This is a genomic window from Marvinbryantia sp., from assembly GCF_047017445.1.
Classification (GTDB): Bacteria; Bacillota; Clostridia; order Lachnospirales; family Lachnospiraceae; genus Marvinbryantia.
In genome coordinates, this window is sequence record NZ_JBKXTT010000001.1 from 199,584 (window position 1) to 214,791 (window position 15,208).

Annotated in this window: 13 protein-coding genes; 3 read left to right on the forward strand and 10 right to left on the reverse strand. The window is 47.6% G+C overall.

Annotation, left to right across the window (positions count from 1 at the left end; translation table 11 throughout):
* Positions 1-89: 89 nt before the first annotated feature.
* Positions 90-1,313 (forward strand): ROK family transcriptional regulator, encoded by a 1,224-nt coding sequence (locus tag ACLU9Q_RS00940; protein WP_296836859.1) that lies wholly within the window; start codon positions 90-92, stop codon positions 1,311-1,313.
* Between the two features lie 23 nt (positions 1,314-1,336).
* Positions 1,337-1,828, forward strand: coding sequence for a hypothetical protein (locus tag ACLU9Q_RS00945; RefSeq protein ID WP_296836856.1), 492 nt, complete (start codon positions 1,337-1,339; stop codon positions 1,826-1,828).
* Positions 1,829-2,202: 374 nt separating this feature from the next.
* Here the strand turns inward: ACLU9Q_RS00945 and ACLU9Q_RS00950 are convergent, their stop codons facing one another.
* From ACLU9Q_RS00950 to ACLU9Q_RS00965, 4 genes are all read right to left on the reverse strand, one after another.
* On the reverse strand, positions 2,203-3,021 hold the full coding sequence (locus ACLU9Q_RS00950) for a DUF3825 domain-containing protein (RefSeq protein WP_296836853.1): 819 nt from the start codon (positions 3,019-3,021) through the stop codon (positions 2,203-2,205).
* A 178-nt stretch (positions 3,022-3,199) separates the two neighbouring features.
* Positions 3,200-4,756 (reverse strand): ABC transporter substrate-binding protein, encoded by a 1,557-nt coding sequence (locus ACLU9Q_RS00955; RefSeq protein WP_296836851.1) that lies wholly within the window; start codon positions 4,754-4,756, stop codon positions 3,200-3,202.
* Positions 4,757-4,778: 22 nt separating this feature from the next.
* Positions 4,779-5,858, reverse strand: a complete 1,080-nt coding sequence (locus tag ACLU9Q_RS00960; RefSeq protein WP_296836848.1) for a Gfo/Idh/MocA family protein — start codon at positions 5,856-5,858, stop codon at positions 4,779-4,781.
* 21 nt (positions 5,859-5,879) lie between these two features.
* The gene (locus ACLU9Q_RS00965; RefSeq protein WP_296836845.1) at positions 5,880-6,893 is read right to left on the reverse strand and encodes a zinc-dependent alcohol dehydrogenase; all 1,014 of its coding nucleotides are present in this window, start codon (positions 6,891-6,893) and stop codon (positions 5,880-5,882) included.
* A gap of 245 nt (positions 6,894-7,138) precedes the next feature.
* On the opposite strand from ACLU9Q_RS00965, the gene ACLU9Q_RS00970 reads away from it, so the two are divergent.
* Positions 7,139-8,176 (forward strand): LacI family DNA-binding transcriptional regulator, encoded by a 1,038-nt coding sequence (locus tag ACLU9Q_RS00970; RefSeq protein WP_296836842.1) that lies wholly within the window; start codon positions 7,139-7,141, stop codon positions 8,174-8,176.
* Between the two features lie 62 nt (positions 8,177-8,238).
* On the opposite strand, the gene ACLU9Q_RS00975 is transcribed toward ACLU9Q_RS00970, so the two are convergent.
* The 6 genes from ACLU9Q_RS00975 to ACLU9Q_RS01000 all read right to left on the reverse strand — a co-directional run bounded on the left by ACLU9Q_RS00975 (position 8,239) and on the right by ACLU9Q_RS01000 (position 15,190).
* Positions 8,239-9,189 (reverse strand): oligopeptide/dipeptide ABC transporter ATP-binding protein, encoded by a 951-nt coding sequence (locus ACLU9Q_RS00975; RefSeq protein WP_296836839.1) that lies wholly within the window; start codon positions 9,187-9,189, stop codon positions 8,239-8,241.
* Between the two features lie 2 nt (positions 9,190-9,191).
* The gene (locus tag ACLU9Q_RS00980) at positions 9,192-10,190 is read right to left on the reverse strand and encodes an ABC transporter ATP-binding protein (RefSeq protein WP_296836837.1); all 999 of its coding nucleotides are present in this window, start codon (positions 10,188-10,190) and stop codon (positions 9,192-9,194) included.
* 15 nt (positions 10,191-10,205) lie between these two features.
* Positions 10,206-11,069: an ABC transporter permease gene (locus tag ACLU9Q_RS00985; protein WP_296836835.1), complete on the reverse strand. Its 864-nt coding sequence runs from the start codon at positions 11,067-11,069 to the stop codon at positions 10,206-10,208.
* A complete protein-coding gene (locus tag ACLU9Q_RS00990) occupies positions 11,062-12,030 on the reverse strand; it encodes an ABC transporter permease (RefSeq protein ID WP_296836832.1) in 969 nt (322 codons plus the stop codon). Before ACLU9Q_RS00990 ends, ACLU9Q_RS00985 begins: the two co-directional genes overlap by 8 nt.
* Positions 12,031-12,098: 68 nt before the next feature.
* Positions 12,099-13,649, reverse strand: a complete 1,551-nt coding sequence (locus ACLU9Q_RS00995) for an ABC transporter substrate-binding protein (RefSeq protein ID WP_296836829.1) — start codon at positions 13,647-13,649, stop codon at positions 12,099-12,101.
* Between the two features lie 53 nt (positions 13,650-13,702).
* Entirely contained in the window at positions 13,703-15,190 is a 1,488-nt protein-coding gene (locus ACLU9Q_RS01000; protein WP_296836825.1) for a lactate racemase domain-containing protein, read from the reverse strand.
* Between the last annotated feature and the right edge of the window lie 18 nt (positions 15,191-15,208).

A 15,208-nucleotide genomic window follows, 5' to 3' on the forward strand; every position in this document is an offset into this window, starting at 1 on the left:
AGTACATTTTGTATAATTTTTCTATAATCATTAATTAAATTAATTATACATGCTTTTTCTATAATCTTATACAGAAGGGAAGTGGATTTATGCAGTTTTCTCAAGGTGCAAACCCAGTGCGTTCCAAAGCAACCAATCATTCTTCTATTCTCCGGATGATTTACTATTATGGGCCGTTGAAACGGTCTGATATTGCCGGGATGCTTGGTCTCACGCTTCCCACGATCACTGCCTGCGTAAATAAAATGATTGCCGCCGGGATTGTGCATGAAGTGGACGGCGCCGTCTCCGGCTACCTTGGACGCAAAGCACATCTCATTGACATTAACGCAGATGCCCGCTATTTTCTTGGCGTAGAAATGCGCGGCACCCGCCGGGCCGTCTGCATTACAGACTATCGCGGCAGCGTCCTTTATCAGTTAGAGGATGAAACTCCCTATGAAGATTATAATCAAAACATCCAGGCAGCATGCGGCATGATTCTGGAGACCGTAGAAAAAGGTGGTCTGAAGCTTGACCAAATTGCGCGGATCGGTTTCTGCACCCCCGGACTTGTAGATCGGGAAAGCGGATATCTTGGCATCCACCCCGGCTATAACTGGGCAAACAAGAATCTGCGCGGAGATATCGCAGCGCTTACCGGCTACCGCGGACCAATTGAGGTGGAAAACAATTCCTGTGCCCGCGCCACTGCTGCTCAGATGTTCCAGCGTGATCTTTTAAACAATGTTCCTACCTTTGCGTATCTGTTTGTTGCATCCGGAATTGCCTGTCCCTTTGTATTAAATACCTCCATCTCTATGGGGTCCATTGTCGGCGCCGGCGAGATCGGACATATGGTAATGAATCCTTCCGGTCCGCTTTGCGTCTGCGGAAACCACGGATGTCTGGAAGCTTACTCCGGAGATCACGTGATCATCTCCGCCTGCCGTGAGCTTATAACCTCCGGCACATCTTCATTTTTGAAAAAGCTCTGTCCCTCCGGTTCAGGTCTGACGATGGAGATGATCCTTGAAGCGCAAAAGCAGGGGGATACAAAGGTCCGGGAAATTATCCAGGGTGCTATTTTCATGCTTGGACTCGCAATCGCCAACATTATTAATTTCAGCGGTCCGCAGAAAATGCTGATCGAGGGCAAGCTTTTCCAGAATCCGCAGAATCGTACTGACCTTCTGGATATTGTCTCTCAAAATCTCTATAATAAAATACATACCGATACAGAATTCCATTTCATGGACGCCAGCAGCTTAAGCGGCGCTATCGGTGCAGCAGCTGTTGCGATCAGCAGCGATCTGGAAAGCTTCACGGAATAATCTGATACAGAAAGGAAACAGTCATGAGCAAACGATTTTTTGCAAATCCATATAAATTTGCCGTCGGTCTCGGAACAGTTCTGGTATGCGGCACTATTTCCGGAGCCATGCTTTATATCCGGGAACCGCTCTCCGCACTTATCTTCGGAATCCTGGCACTTATTTTTGTATTTCCTGTTTTTGTCTACGGCTCCACTGTCACGATAGACGAGGAAGGCGTATACTGCTCGTTTCTTGGAATCGCCCGCAAAAAAATTCTCTGGAGCCAGGTAAAAGAAACCGGTGTAATTGGAACAAAAGTATTCAACAAATCGAACCCCGATAAGACCGGCGATATGTATTTATACTTTTCACCAAAGGAATTAAACGACGCAGAACGGTTTAATCTCGGTATGAAGTGGCCGCCAAAGGATCTTATTTTTCTGCTCTATACGAAAGAACGCACCGCCTGGGTGCAAAGTATGTGGAGCAATAAAATACACACCTACAATACCGGAAAGCTGCATATCGAATAGCAGTCAAATCCCCCGTTGCAAGCATACGGGGCATCAAGCTAGTAGCGATGGACGCATCGGGGATTTGATCCTACACGACAGGTCTGCGTTTCACTTCGGTCGGTGCTAAATGTGTGCCATCGGCACACAGTACCGCCAAATAGACACTCTGGCATGTCTACTTAGCTCATTGCTCGTGGGAATAAAAAAAGAGTTGCTGCACCAATCACTTAATGCGGCAACTCCTTAAACATAGCTTATACCTTTTATACTTTACTCTTAAATCTAATTGCTCAATATTACACTTCTAGTTTCTTAAATAATATATGCTTCCTTAAACGTATTTTTATTATACACAAATTTAAATCACTTTACAACCCCAAAGTTGAAAAAAGCTAAATTTTTAACCAATCAACATCTGGTTTAACTATCCTTCTGGAGTTTACATATGCCCATTCTAATGTAAGAATTGTTTTTCCAATATAATTATGCTGTGTTTTGTCAACAACCAAGGCTAAATCCGCATGCATATTATTTCCTTTTAAAAATAACGGCAATAAAAGCTGTATCTTTGATTCTCTTGTCCCTTTATCAGTAAAGTACTGTGGTATTGCCAGCTTATAGTTTCTTTTTATCTTCTCTTTAATGCTGACAGTTGCACTCATCAGAAGTGCTTTTATCACATGTTTATCAGTATATCCAATGTCCACAAACCTGTCATAATTATCATCAATGATATGATCATAATCCATAATCAGTTCCAATGATCTGTCATAAATAAAATCCGCTGGATTTGTAAAATAATTTGCAATCTCCGGAAGGTTGCTGAAACACTTCATTCTAGAATCGACTCCCTGATTAAATCCAATAAAATACCAATCCTGTCCTTCGCGAGCAGCAGGACTCAGATTTTTAACAAAATATGCATATATATCATTTCCATTCACAGTTTGGAGTCCCGTGTTAAAACACATACTATTTCCATCTGAAGATATCCCTATTTTCCCTTCATATCTTACTTGATCATAAGTATATAGGATATAGTTCTTCAGAATAAAATGATCTTTGCTCTGATTAACTCCGGGATAATCCCATTCCTCTGGCTGTGCCATTTTGGCTAGGTAATTTATTTTACTTTGATAGGAATCTTTGTTGCCCAAATATGCATCTTTATACAAATACCCTTCCGGTGAGTACTCTTTCTCCATCATCATTCCTCCCAATTTTTATATAATATTTTTTATTTCATCTTTATTATAGAACATATGTTCTGTAATGTCAAGATACAACATTATGAAATACCGCTCGCTATTCTCACAATTACCTCTTCAAAAAGGCTCAGCCGCAACCGACTGAGCCTTTTGTAATTTATTTTTTGTATTACGAATTTTTCTAAAAAATTGTCCATTTTGATGCTGTGGGCGCAATGTAACCCAATGTTTCAATTACCTCTTCTTCCAACCCGCACTCGTTATTCCATACAGTAAAAATCTTTGGATTGATCAGTCCGTAAGCAATCGCATGATCTCTCAGATAATCGTGTACCTCATCAATATTCTCTTTTGTATAACCTTCTACCGTCCAGGTTTTATAAAGCAGCTCCGCAAGCTCATAGTCATGTCTGCTTGTTCCATCCCCGGTGGAATATGCTGCCGGATCATATCGTATAGACCAGTGATCCGCCAGAAACGGTCCCTGAATCGTATTGATAAACATATCATACTGACTTCCATCCAGACGGATTGCCATAACGCCCGCGATATCCAGACTGTTCAGCTCTACATTAATTCCAACCGCTCCGCAATATGCCTGGATCATCTGTGCCATACGCTGGTTAAAAGTCTCGGACGAACAAAGAATACTTAACGTTTCACCATTATAATCGGATTCTGCCAGAATTTCTTTCGCCTTTTCCGGATTATAGGAGTAATAATCCTCGTTTTTCCACTCCGGATCAAAACCGATCAGCCCCTGTCCGCAGGGATCCGCCATCACATCCCCATATTCGGCGCTGTTGCACAGACCCACCACCATAGCCTCCGTATCAATCGCATAGCAGATCGCCTGGCAGAGCTTTTCGTCTCTTCCTGCCGGACGTTCTTCCGAGCCTGAAAAAAACAGCGTCCATCCCTTCGTTCCATCCGTAATCTCCACATGAAAATCGGGATTGTCTATAAACTGAATTGCCGTACTGTTATCCATCTGAATCGCCACGTCAATCACATTTGTCTCCAAAGCAATTCCCATCTGGGAGGCCTCTGTTATGATATGATATTTGCAGCTCTGCACCTGCGGCCGGACAGCCTTTGGGAGCAGCTCAATATCCTGCCAGTAATCATCGCGCCGCTCAAACTTCAGTGTTGCAGAAGCAACAAACTCCGTTACTTCATAAGCAGATGTCGTAACCGCCTGTGTGGCAAATTCATTTTCACTTGCCAGAAACGCATCCTTCGAAACAGCAAACGTTGCCAGCATTACCGCATCAAATGATCCGATCATATTTGTATTCATCTTCAGCCGGATCGTATAATCGCCTGTTTTTTCCACACTCTCAACCTTTGTAAAGCAGGGTTTCAAACCGCGCGTTTTTGCTTCCTCAATAAACCATACAATATCATCCGCTGTGATATTGTTTCCCGCTGAATCCGTCACGTAATCGTAAATTTCAATATCATAGGTAAAATAATCCTCTGTAGTCCAGCTCTTTGCGACCCACAGCTCCAGCTCCCCATCAGAATTTGTCAATCCAAGCGACTCATACAGGTTAATCATGTAGGGCGCGTCATTCGCCACGTTTGAGCGAAACGGCGTCAGCGTGTCGATCGCAGCCCCATATCCCACATCTAACACTCCGTCCGCGATCCCCGCATTATCCGCCGCGCCCGCACTTAAGCCAAGCGCTGCCGCCAGGATCCCCGCCAGTACCACTGTCATTGTTCTTTTTTTCATATTGTTGTTCTCCTTTCATTTTTTAAAGGCATACAGCCTTTTTATCCATCTCATCCAGCACCCTTTCCACCCGAATTCCATAAATCAGCGACGCAGCCGCATCCCTTCTTTCTGCCGCATGCTTTGCAAAATCCGCTGCATTACAGCTGCACGCCGCTGCCATTGCGTTCGGCGCTTCCGTCAGAAACTTTTCTATTTCTCCGCCCTCCGCTGTGCAAACCTTCATAAGGCCGCTAAAGCCTGCGCCCGGCTCCCTTATCTCCAGCAGCACTTCATATGGTTTGTCCATAGAAAAGGAGGCAATCGCTTTTGTGCCAATTATTTCGAGCCTGTTTCCAAGACCCCCCACGCGGCTCGTAAAAAAGGTAAATAACGTTTCTTTTCCCAACACTCCCTGTACAACGGCGCAGTCGTCATTTTCCACAGCTCTTGAGATTCCATTGCACATCCGTTCTTTTATCTGTATCTTTTCCATCGACTGACTGCAGCAGATATCCTCCGGTCTTTTTCCGGTAATAAAAAGCATGGTATCCAAAATATGAGAGCCAAAATCTCCAAGAGAGCCGCTCCCGGAACATTTGCGGTCCATCCGCCACTCAAAGCCGACCATTTCATTTGCCAGCCGTCCGGCTCCCATCGTATGGCGGTATAAAACAATCTCTCCCAGCGCGCCCTGTTTATTAATTTCACTCAGAAAATGGATTCCCGGTATTTTTCGATAATTGAAATCCACCATCTGCACGCCCCCTGCTTTCCGGCATTCTTTTTCTAAATCAGCCAGTTTCTCCTCCCCCGCCCCTACAGGTTTTTCACAAAGTACGTGCTTTCCAGCTTTCAGACATTCTTTTATGTATTGCACATGCGTATCATTTGGCGTGCAAATACTGACAATATCTACTTCCTTAAAAAAATCTTCCAGAGAACGACACACCTTTACTCCCTCAATCCCATATTTTCGGCACCATGCTTCCGCCGATTCCGTTCTCCTGTTATAAACCGCCGTCACATACGCGCACTCTGATTTCTGATAGCCAATATAATGTGCATAAGAAATCCCGGTCGCTATTCCCGTGCCGATGATCCCTGCCCTTAATTTTCCCATTCTGTTTTCCTCTCTTTCGCCTCAATCCTTTGTCCAATCATATACAATGCCAAGATAATCCTCGTCTCCCTTTGCCAGATGCCGGTATACCTCCGGGGCCTTCTGCGGCGGAAGCAGCTGCGTCAGCATAGGCGCCACCTGGAATCGTCCCGTCCTGAGAAAATCCAACAATATTTCAAGAGTCCGCTGCGTCGAATGCTTAACATAAGGCGTATGATATTTCGGATAGCGGGATTCATGCGCTCCTTTTACGTCAATGCGATATCGGAACTGATGAATATACTGGAATATCTGTGTAACATTTGCTTCATAAGGCGCCCGCGGGGAACCAAGAAGAATCGCTTCCCCTCCTATTTTTACATGCTGCAGATTATCGCAGATAACTTTAGAACTTCCCGTAGCATCGATCAGCGTATCCACCTTTGTTCCTTTTGTTATTTCGCTGATCGCAGCGCCCATATCATCCGCAGCAGGATTCAGCGTATAATCGGCCCCAAGCTCCTTTGCCAGTGCAAGGCGCTTTGCAGAGGTATCCGATACCAGCACTCTCGCTCCCTGAAGCCTCGCAAGCTGCATTGCCATCAGACCAATCAGCCCCTGTCCAACTACCAGAACAAAATCTCCGAATTCAATCTCTGACGCTCTCACTGCAGAAGAAGAAATCGCTGCCATACGCAGAAAAGGAATATATTCCAGATGTTCAATATCGGAAACCTTCAGCAATACGTCCTTTTCGTCTATGATCTCATACGCACTGTGTTTTCCCTGGAAGTAAACAATGTCTCCCACCTGATACTTCTTTGCTCTGTCACCTGCCGCTGTAATTTCACCTACCGCGCTGTAGCCCAGCGTCCCCGGCAGAGAAAACCATAATTCCTTTCCGGTAATGCACGCTGACTCCGTTCCGGCGCTGACCAGAGAATATTTCTTTTTAACCAGAATCTCATTATCCTGCAGAGCACTCTCATCCAGCGTATCTTCCACGACCTCGACCCTGCCCGGTTCCTCTGCCACTATTTTCTTGTTCAGAATCATACTTATTCCTCCTAATATCTTGTTACTTTATCGTTAAAGTATTTGGGTAAAATAAAAATCCCTTAAAGGATATTTACAGTATATAATAAATTAAATTAATTTTCAATTGTAATTTTTGACAATTCTGCTTCTGTATTTTTGTATATAATATCCATACTGCATTTTTATGGATGCCGGATAGACATTTTTCATTTTCTCCGCTATAATTGCTTTATCGTTACATTAATCAAAAATGAGGAATTTTTATGAATCACCAGAAAACAACTATCCGCGATATCGCAAAAGAGGCCGGCGTTTCCGCCATGACAGTCTCATACGTATTAAATCAGAATCCCAATCAGACGATTTCCGCTGCAACAACGCAGAAGGTACTGGAAGCAGCCAAAAAGCTGCATTATATCCCAAGCAGCGCTGCAAAAGCATTGCGCTCCCGACAGACCTTTTGCGTTGGCATTGTAATGAGCAATCCGCTTTCCCATCACCGCTATTCCCAGACGATCGACGGTATCCGTGACAGTCTGGAACGGCAAAAATACAATGCCCTGTTCTGTTCAAATACCATTCACCAGGACAATCTCCCGGAATATGTATACTGCTATCTTCAGCATAAGATTGACGGACTGATTTACATTGGAGAAAACGGAACAGATATTCCTTCGGATACCCAGGCGCTCCTGACGAAATACCACATTCCAACAGTCGCCCTCGACTGCCGTCATGCCGGCGTTGATATCTCCTCCGTTGATTTTGACTATTATAATGACGCATACTGTCATGCCTCCTATCTGTTGGAGCATGGAGCGTCACGACTTCTTTATCTGCGCCCGGATATGGATTCCCTCCAGGAGCGCGAACGGGAAGCCGGAGTAAAAGCCGCGCTGTCCCTGCATCCGGATGTAACAGCGGATATCCGCACAATCCATCATCTAAAGGGAAATAGTCCGGATGGTCGGGCTTCCTCATCCCTTTACAGCTTTCTTGACGAGCTGATTTCCATAATGCAGCAGACGGTTCCCTTTATGTCCGAAAACGACGCGATCCTCTGCAGTTGGGGCATTTATGTAGAAGCAGTCTATGCCAGCGCAGCTGCCCGCACCTCCCGTCTCCAAATCGGCAGCCTTGCGGAGGGGCCTTTAAATATAAGACTCTGGAAAAATCTCAGCTATACCGTACATTCCCATTATGAGGTTGGCTGCCACTGCGCATCCCTTATCATCGAAAAAATCACCAGCGGCACTGTCCGGCATGAAATACTGGACACCAGTCTCATCTTTTCTCCGTAATTTCCATCTGCAGCCAGAGGCAGTTTCGATACGAAGCTGCCTCTGAAAAAATATTATTTTGTTTAGTTTACCTCATGCACTCTGCAGCATGTTACAAAATGTCCCGGTGATACTTCCTCCTGCACCTGCGGCTGATGACACGCTTCTGTCGCGTACTTGCAGCGCGCGGCAAAACGGCAGCCCGGCTTCGGATTTACCGGCGAGGTGATCTCGCCCTTTAAAATCTCACGCTTGATCGGATTGTGGATATCCACAGACGGGATCGCGGAGAGCAGTGCCCTGGTATACGGATGCATCGGATTACGGAACAGCTCTTTGGATTCACATTTTTCCACCATCTGTCCCAGATACATAACGCAGATATCATCCGAAATATGACGCACAACCGACATATCGTGCGTTACAAACATGTAGGTGAGCCCTTTATCCTGCTGCAGCTTTTTCAACAGGTTAAGTACCTGCGCCTGGATGGATACGTCCAGCGCTGACACCGGCTCGTCGCATACCACAAACTCCGGATCCAGAGCGAGCGCGCGGGCAATGCCGACTCTCTGGCGGCGTCCGCCGTCCAGCTCATGCGGATATGCCATCCGCAGACGCTCGTCGATTCCTACAAGCTCCATCAGCTCCTGTGTTTTTTCCTCTATCTGCTGCTTTGTAAATTTCTTTGATACCTTCAGCGGCTCGCGCACCGTCGCGTCAATTGTCTTTCGCGGATCAATAGACGAGTACGGATCCTGGAAAATAATCTGCATCTTCTCACGCGCCTCACGGAGCTGCTTTTTGTCCAGCTTTGTAATGTCGCGCCCGTTCAGAAAAATCTGTCCGCCGGTGCTCTCATGCAGATGGATGATAGTACGGCCAAGGGTGGATTTTCCGCATCCGGATTCTCCCACCACGCCAAGCGTCTTTCCCTTTTCAATGGTAAATGTCACGTCGTCCACTGCATGAAGCATTCCGCGGGGCGTGGTAAAAAACTTCTTTAAATTTTTCACTTCTATTACCGGCTGCATACTCATCCCTCCTTTATCTCATTCAACCGGCAGCAGCGGCAATCATGTCCGTCTGCTGTCTTTGCCATCGAAACAGCGCCATTTTTACAGGCGTCCGTCGCATATTTGCAGCGCGGATGGAACGCGCAGCCCTGCGGCAGATTCGTCGGATCCGGCGGAAGCCCCTCAATGGGATGCAGCCATTCCTCATCCTCATTCATATCCGGGATTGCCGCAAACAGTCCCTTCGTGTACGGATGAGACGGATGATCAAAAATCTGCTCTTTCGTACCGTACTCTACAATGCTGCCTGCATAGATAACCGCAACATTATCGCACACCTGCGCAACAACGCCAAGGTCGTGCGTGATCAGCAGCATTGCGGTATTATATTTCTCTCTCAGATCTGCGATCAGATCCAGCACCTGCGCCTGGATCGTCACATCCAGCGCCGTCGTCGGCTCATCCGCAAGAAGCAGATCCGGGTTACATGCAAGCGCGATAGCGATCACTACACGCTGCTTCATTCCGCCGGAAAACTGGTGCGGATATTCGTCGTAACGGTCCGCCGGGATTCCAACGATCTCCAGCATCTCCTTTGCACGCTCCGCAGCGTGTGCCTTGTCCCCATGCTCTGAATGAAGACGGACTACTTCTGCGATCTGATCGCCCACCTTCATAACCGGATTCAGCGCCGTCATCGGATCCTGGAAAATCATAGAGATATTATTTCCGCGGATTTTCCGCATCTCCACCTCCGGCAGATTCAGAAGCTCCCTGCCGTCCAGATGTACCTTTCCTTCTTTGATCTTACAGCCAACATCCGGCAGGATGCGCAGGATCGACTTTGCGATGGTCGTCTTTCCGGCGCCGGTCTCCCCTACCAGTCCCAGTGTTTTTCCTCTCTCCAGTGTCAGATGTACTCCGTTTACCGCATGGACCACTTCCCCATCGGACATATATTCCACTACAAGGTCGTCCACCTGCAGAAACGGCATGTTTTTCTTTTCTTCCTGTGCCATATCAAGTCTCCTCCCTTAATTTTTCAGCTTCGGGTCCAGAGCATCGCGCAGACCGTCTCCCAGAAGGTTCAGCGCAAGCACGGTAACAGCGATCGCAAGTCCCGGGAAAATAACCAGATGGGGATACATACGAATAAACTGACGCGCGCTGGAAAGCATTGCGCCCCACTCCGGGATCGGCGGCTGAATGCCAAGACCGATAAAGCTAAGACCTGCTGCCAGTGTAATTGTCTGCGCAACGCCCATGGTCGCCTGCACAATGATCGGCGACATACAGTTTGGGATCAGATGACTTATAATGATTCTCGGCGTGCTGCAGTTAATCGAAGTAGAAGCTTCAATATATTCGTTTCCGCGCTCCTTGAGCATCTGGGCACGCAGCATGCGCGCCATACCGGGAATCGACCCGAACGCCATCGCAATAATCGTATTGATATAGCCAGGCCCCAGCACTGCGGAAATAACGATCATCATCAGCATACCCGGAATCGCCTGAATAACGTCCAGAAGACGCATGATCAGGTTGTCCACCCAGCCGCCAAAATAACCGGCAACCGCTCCGATAAACATGCCGATCACAGTCGCCAGAAGAATTGCCAGGATACCAATGGAAATGGAATATTTCGCTCCATAGAGAATACGACTGAAAATATCGCGCCCCATATCATCACAGCCAAAGAAATGCTGCGCAGAAGGCAGGGCAAACATCTGCGTCATATCCATTGCATCGTACTTGTAAGGCGCAATATAAGGCGCCAGAATAGCCAGAACAACCTCAATAATAAAAATAATCAATCCCAGCATAGCCAGCTTGTTCTTGCTGAGCTGTCTCATAATTCTTGCAAATTCACTTTTCTTCTTTGTCTTCGTCTTAGCCATTCTCTTTCCCCTTCTTCACTTTCTTCGCGGAAGCATACTGCGCTTTGATACGGGGATCAACGGCAGCATACATAAGGTCAACGAGCAGCATGCAGAAACTGAAAGAAATAGCAAGGAAAATCGTTCCTCCCTGTACGATCGGGTAATCACGGTTATTAACAGCGCCGATAATATAGGTTCCCATACCCGGAAGAGAAAATATGGATTCAATGATAACCATGCCTCCCAGAAGATGCCCAAAGGTACTTCCCATCATGGTGATGATCGGGATCAGTCCGTTTTTCAGCGCGTGCTTCATGATAACGGTTCCCTCCGGCACGCCCTTGGAGCGCGCGGTCGTAATATAATCTGCACGGATAACATCCAGCATCGACGAGCGCGTCTGTCTTGCACAGGTGGCAAGACCGCCCATGCATCCGGAAAGGGCAGGCAGAATATAAGATTTCAGCCCCGCTTCAATACCCATCGCCGGCAGCCACCCAAGATTAACAGAAAACAAAATGATCAAAAGCAGCGCCAGCCAGAAATTCGGAATAGATACGCCGACCAGAGCGATCACCATGGAAAGGCTGTCCTGCCAGCGGTTCTGATGCGTCGCCGCAAAAACGCCAAGCGGAATGCCAAGACCAAAAGAGATCAGCATTGTTACCAGCGTCAGTATCAGAGTACGCGGTAAGCGTTCTATAATAGACTCCATAATGTCTACATTGGTGATCCAGGATTTTCCAAGATCAAAATGAATAAAAACATCACTCAGATAATCTGCCAGACGAACGATAAAGGGATCATTCAGGCCCAGCTCCTCTCTCTTTGCTGCCAGTTCCACTTCTGTCGCAGTGCTTCCGAGGATCGTTGCTGCCGGATCGCCCGGACAGAAAGTCATTAAAGTAAATACCAGGATCGCAACACCCAGAACGATGGGAATCATCCATAAAATTCGTTTTGCTATATATTTTCCCATTCACACATCCTCCATTATACAGCTTGTGCGGGAGACGTCCTGCCTCCCGCACGCCAATTTACCCGATCTTAAATACCTGTCCATGTGGAAGCTGTCGGCATGATATATCCGGCAAATTCCAGAACCTCATTCTCCAGGCCGGCATCATTTCTCCATACACTGAAGAATTTGGGATTGATCATACCGTAAGCAATCGCTGTATCCTTAATGTAATTATGAACAGCATCAATGTTTTCCTGTGTGTAGCCTTCGCGCGTCCAGGTGCTATACAGCATCTCCGCCAGCGTCTCATCATGACGGCTGGTAGCATCGCCTGTTGCATACGCATTCGGATCGTAACGGATAGACCAGTGGTCGGAGCAGTATGTTCCGCCGATAGTATTAATAAACATATCATACTGGGTACCGTCCAGACGGATCGCTGTAACCTGTGCCATCTCACGGATATCAAGTGTCACGTTAATACCTACTGCTGCACAGTAAGCCTGGATCATCTGTGCCATACGTGAATTGAACGTACTGGATGACGTAAGAATCGAAAGTTCCTCTCCGTTATATCCGGATTCTGCTACCAGTTCCTTAGCCTTTTCCGGATCATAATTGTAATACTCTTCTGACTCCCATGCTTCATTGTAGCCGATGTGACGCGGTGTGCAGACATCCGCCATCTTGTCGCCGTATTCTGCGCCCTGGCAGAGACCGGCTACCATACCCTCTGTGTCGATCGCATAGCAGATTGCCTGACGAAGAAGCTGATTTTCACCTACCGGTCTGCTCTCAGCGCCGGAGAAGAACAGCTCCCATCCCTGGTTGCCGTCGCTCAGCTCTACCGTGTAATCCGGGTTATCGATAAACTGCACGCCTGTGGAATTATCCATGCGCAGACAGATATCAATTTCACCTGTCTCCAGTGCGATTCCCATCTGGGAAGCCTCTGTAATTGTGCGGTAAGTCACCTTATCTACCATTGGGCGCACACACTCCGGAAGCTGCTCTATATCCTGCCAGTAGTCATCTCTCTTATCGAAGGAAAGTGTAGAGGAAGCCGTAAATTCTGTCACCTCATATGCGGAAGTAGAGATAATTGACGTCGCAAATTCATCTGCACTCGCCTCAAACGCCGCCTGTGAAACTACATAAGTATCGTATAAAACATCTTCAAAAGCACCGATCTGATCAGCATTCAGCGTGACCTTCAGAGTATAATCCCCTGTCTGCTCCACGCTCTCCACCTTTGTCCAGGTCGGATTCAATGCCCGTTCTTTTGATTCCTCCATAAACCATACAATATCTGACGCCGTAATATGGTTTCCTGCAGAATCCGTCATATTGTCCCATATTTCTATTTCATATGTCATATTATCCTCTGTGCTCCAGCTCTTCGCCGCCCAGGGCTCCATCTCCAGATCAGAGTTGTATACGCCGAGGAATTCATACATGTTCTTCAGATACGGCGACTCCCGCCCGGTCCTGGCACGAAACGGTGTCAGAGAATCAATTGCGGTGCCGTAGCCGATATCCAGCACGCCGTCGCCTGCCGCGCTCACCGTCGTCGTGCCTGCAAACATGCCTGCGGTGAGACTAAGTGCCAATGCCATTGCCAAAACTTTTTTCTTCATGATTTTCCTCCTTTTTTTCAAAGCTTTTTGCTTTGTATTTTCATCATTTGTAGTTACCCGCAGCACGGATGATTTCCATATTCATCCATGCAGTCCTCCTGCGGATTCTTCATGCACAAGTGAACGGCTGCCGTCTTAAAGGTAAGCGGGAGTGCAAGAATATTCGGTTCCTCACCGACAAATTTCTTTTTCGCATCTGCCAGCGCTTCCTCAAAGGTCGCTCTCGTTTTCAGTCCCATGCCTCTTGCGTAGCCCGGATTCTCCGCGCCGACGATATAAATCGCGCTGGTGTTTATCTCGGCGATATGGCCGCAGCTCATCATGGAAAAGCCGTGGAACGGATGGAACGCATTCGCGAAACGGTATTTGCGCACATATTCCTCATTCGTCGCAAAATATTCGCCCAGACGGTCCATATCCGGCAGCTCGTTCATCTGATCTCTCTGGAACCACTCGTAGCATTCCCGCAGATACGGCCACTTATCGTCATTGAAGAAGCCGTTGCAGAGACTGGAGCAAATGATCACGCAGTGATCGCTCATCACACGCTTGAAGCGCAGTACCTGTGCAGACAGCGCCTGCATCATCATGATCGGGTTGGTGCCCATCCCGTCGCCGTAATGAAATTTCTGCGGCATTCCAAATACCAGCACATCATATTTCTTTTCCGCCCAGTGGACGTAGGTGCGCTTATCCGCCACCTTCCAGCTCATCGGCATCATCTCTTTTGCGTAGCCGGAAAAAATAGCGATCTGACGGCTCCTGGAATCCAGTACGGCATCGCAGCAGAAGAACGGATGTCCCATACACTCTTCCATCTTCATACTGATTTCATTAAACTTATCACGCATCAGACTTCCGCCGTTTACCGGGGTAAAATCTGCGCGGTGCATAACGGACGGAACGTGGTGGCTCGCAATACTCTTCCAGTTTGTAATACCGGTCGCGCTGTGCTTGTAGCCGCCCGAATAGCCTCCGTACGGATTTCCCTGCACATGTCCGATCAGGATCGGCAGGTCGCATTCATACACGAATTTGTTCATCCACACCGGATCCCCGCGGTCGGTCAGGCCCAGGTCAACCATATGCTCCATGTCCTCGGAGTCATGGCTGATGATCTGTCCGCTGTACCAGAAGTCATTATAGATTTCCTCTCCGAACAGCGCCTTCGCATCCCCGGCGGTGCTGCGCGGATGCAGACCATTCGAGATGATAAAGAGGATATCTTTCTTCTCCACGCCGACGCTGTACAGCTCTCTCAGCAGATACTTAATGGACAGCTTGCGGTGGCTGGTCGCCTGCTCACCGCCCTTTACGCGGTCCGGCACTACGAACACGACCTTACTGCCCTTGTGCGCAAGCTCTGTCACCGGCTTCATACCGATCGGATTGTGCAGGCTCTCCATATAGGCAGCCTCCAGCTCTTCCTCCGGAATATACGCGGGGTCTTCCACCGTCACACCCGGAATAAAGACGTCGGTATTATCCGGCAGCTCTGCTCCCATGGTACCTGCGCCATACTCAAAATCAAAATGTTTCATGGGTTTCTCCTTTCCCTA

Excerpts from the sequence above, each read along its gene's own strand:
- ACLU9Q_RS00975 (WP_296836839.1), bottom strand. The coding sequence starts at position 9,189 with ATGCAGCCGGTAATAGAAGTGAAAAATTTAAAGAAGTTTTTTACCACG.
- ACLU9Q_RS00990 (WP_296836832.1), bottom strand. The coding sequence starts at position 12,030 with ATGGGAAAATATATAGCAAAACGAATTTTATGGATGATTCCCATCGTT.
- ACLU9Q_RS00950 (WP_296836853.1), bottom strand. The coding sequence starts at position 3,021 with ATGATGATGGAGAAAGAGTACTCACCGGAAGGGTATTTGTATAAAGAT.
- ACLU9Q_RS00960 (WP_296836848.1), bottom strand. The coding sequence starts at position 5,858 with ATGGGAAAATTAAGGGCAGGGATCATCGGCACGGGAATAGCGACCGGG.
- ACLU9Q_RS00995 (WP_296836829.1), bottom strand. The coding sequence starts at position 13,649 with ATGAAGAAAAAAGTTTTGGCAATGGCATTGGCACTTAGTCTCACCGCA.
- ACLU9Q_RS00945 (WP_296836856.1), top strand. The coding sequence starts at position 1,337 with ATGAGCAAACGATTTTTTGCAAATCCATATAAATTTGCCGTCGGTCTC.
- ACLU9Q_RS00955 (WP_296836851.1), bottom strand. The coding sequence starts at position 4,756 with ATGAAAAAAAGAACAATGACAGTGGTACTGGCGGGGATCCTGGCGGCA.
- ACLU9Q_RS00985 (WP_296836835.1), bottom strand. The coding sequence starts at position 11,069 with ATGGCTAAGACGAAGACAAAGAAGAAAAGTGAATTTGCAAGAATTATG.
- ACLU9Q_RS01000 (WP_296836825.1), bottom strand. The coding sequence starts at position 15,190 with ATGAAACATTTTGATTTTGAGTATGGCGCAGGTACCATGGGAGCAGAG.
- ACLU9Q_RS00965 (WP_296836845.1), bottom strand. The coding sequence starts at position 6,893 with ATGATTCTGAACAAGAAAATAGTGGCAGAGGAACCGGGCAGGGTCGAG.
- ACLU9Q_RS00980 (WP_296836837.1), bottom strand. The coding sequence starts at position 10,190 with ATGGCACAGGAAGAAAAGAAAAACATGCCGTTTCTGCAGGTGGACGAC.
- ACLU9Q_RS00940 (WP_296836859.1), top strand. The coding sequence starts at position 90 with ATGCAGTTTTCTCAAGGTGCAAACCCAGTGCGTTCCAAAGCAACCAAT.
- ACLU9Q_RS00970 (WP_296836842.1), top strand. The coding sequence starts at position 7,139 with ATGAATCACCAGAAAACAACTATCCGCGATATCGCAAAAGAGGCCGGC.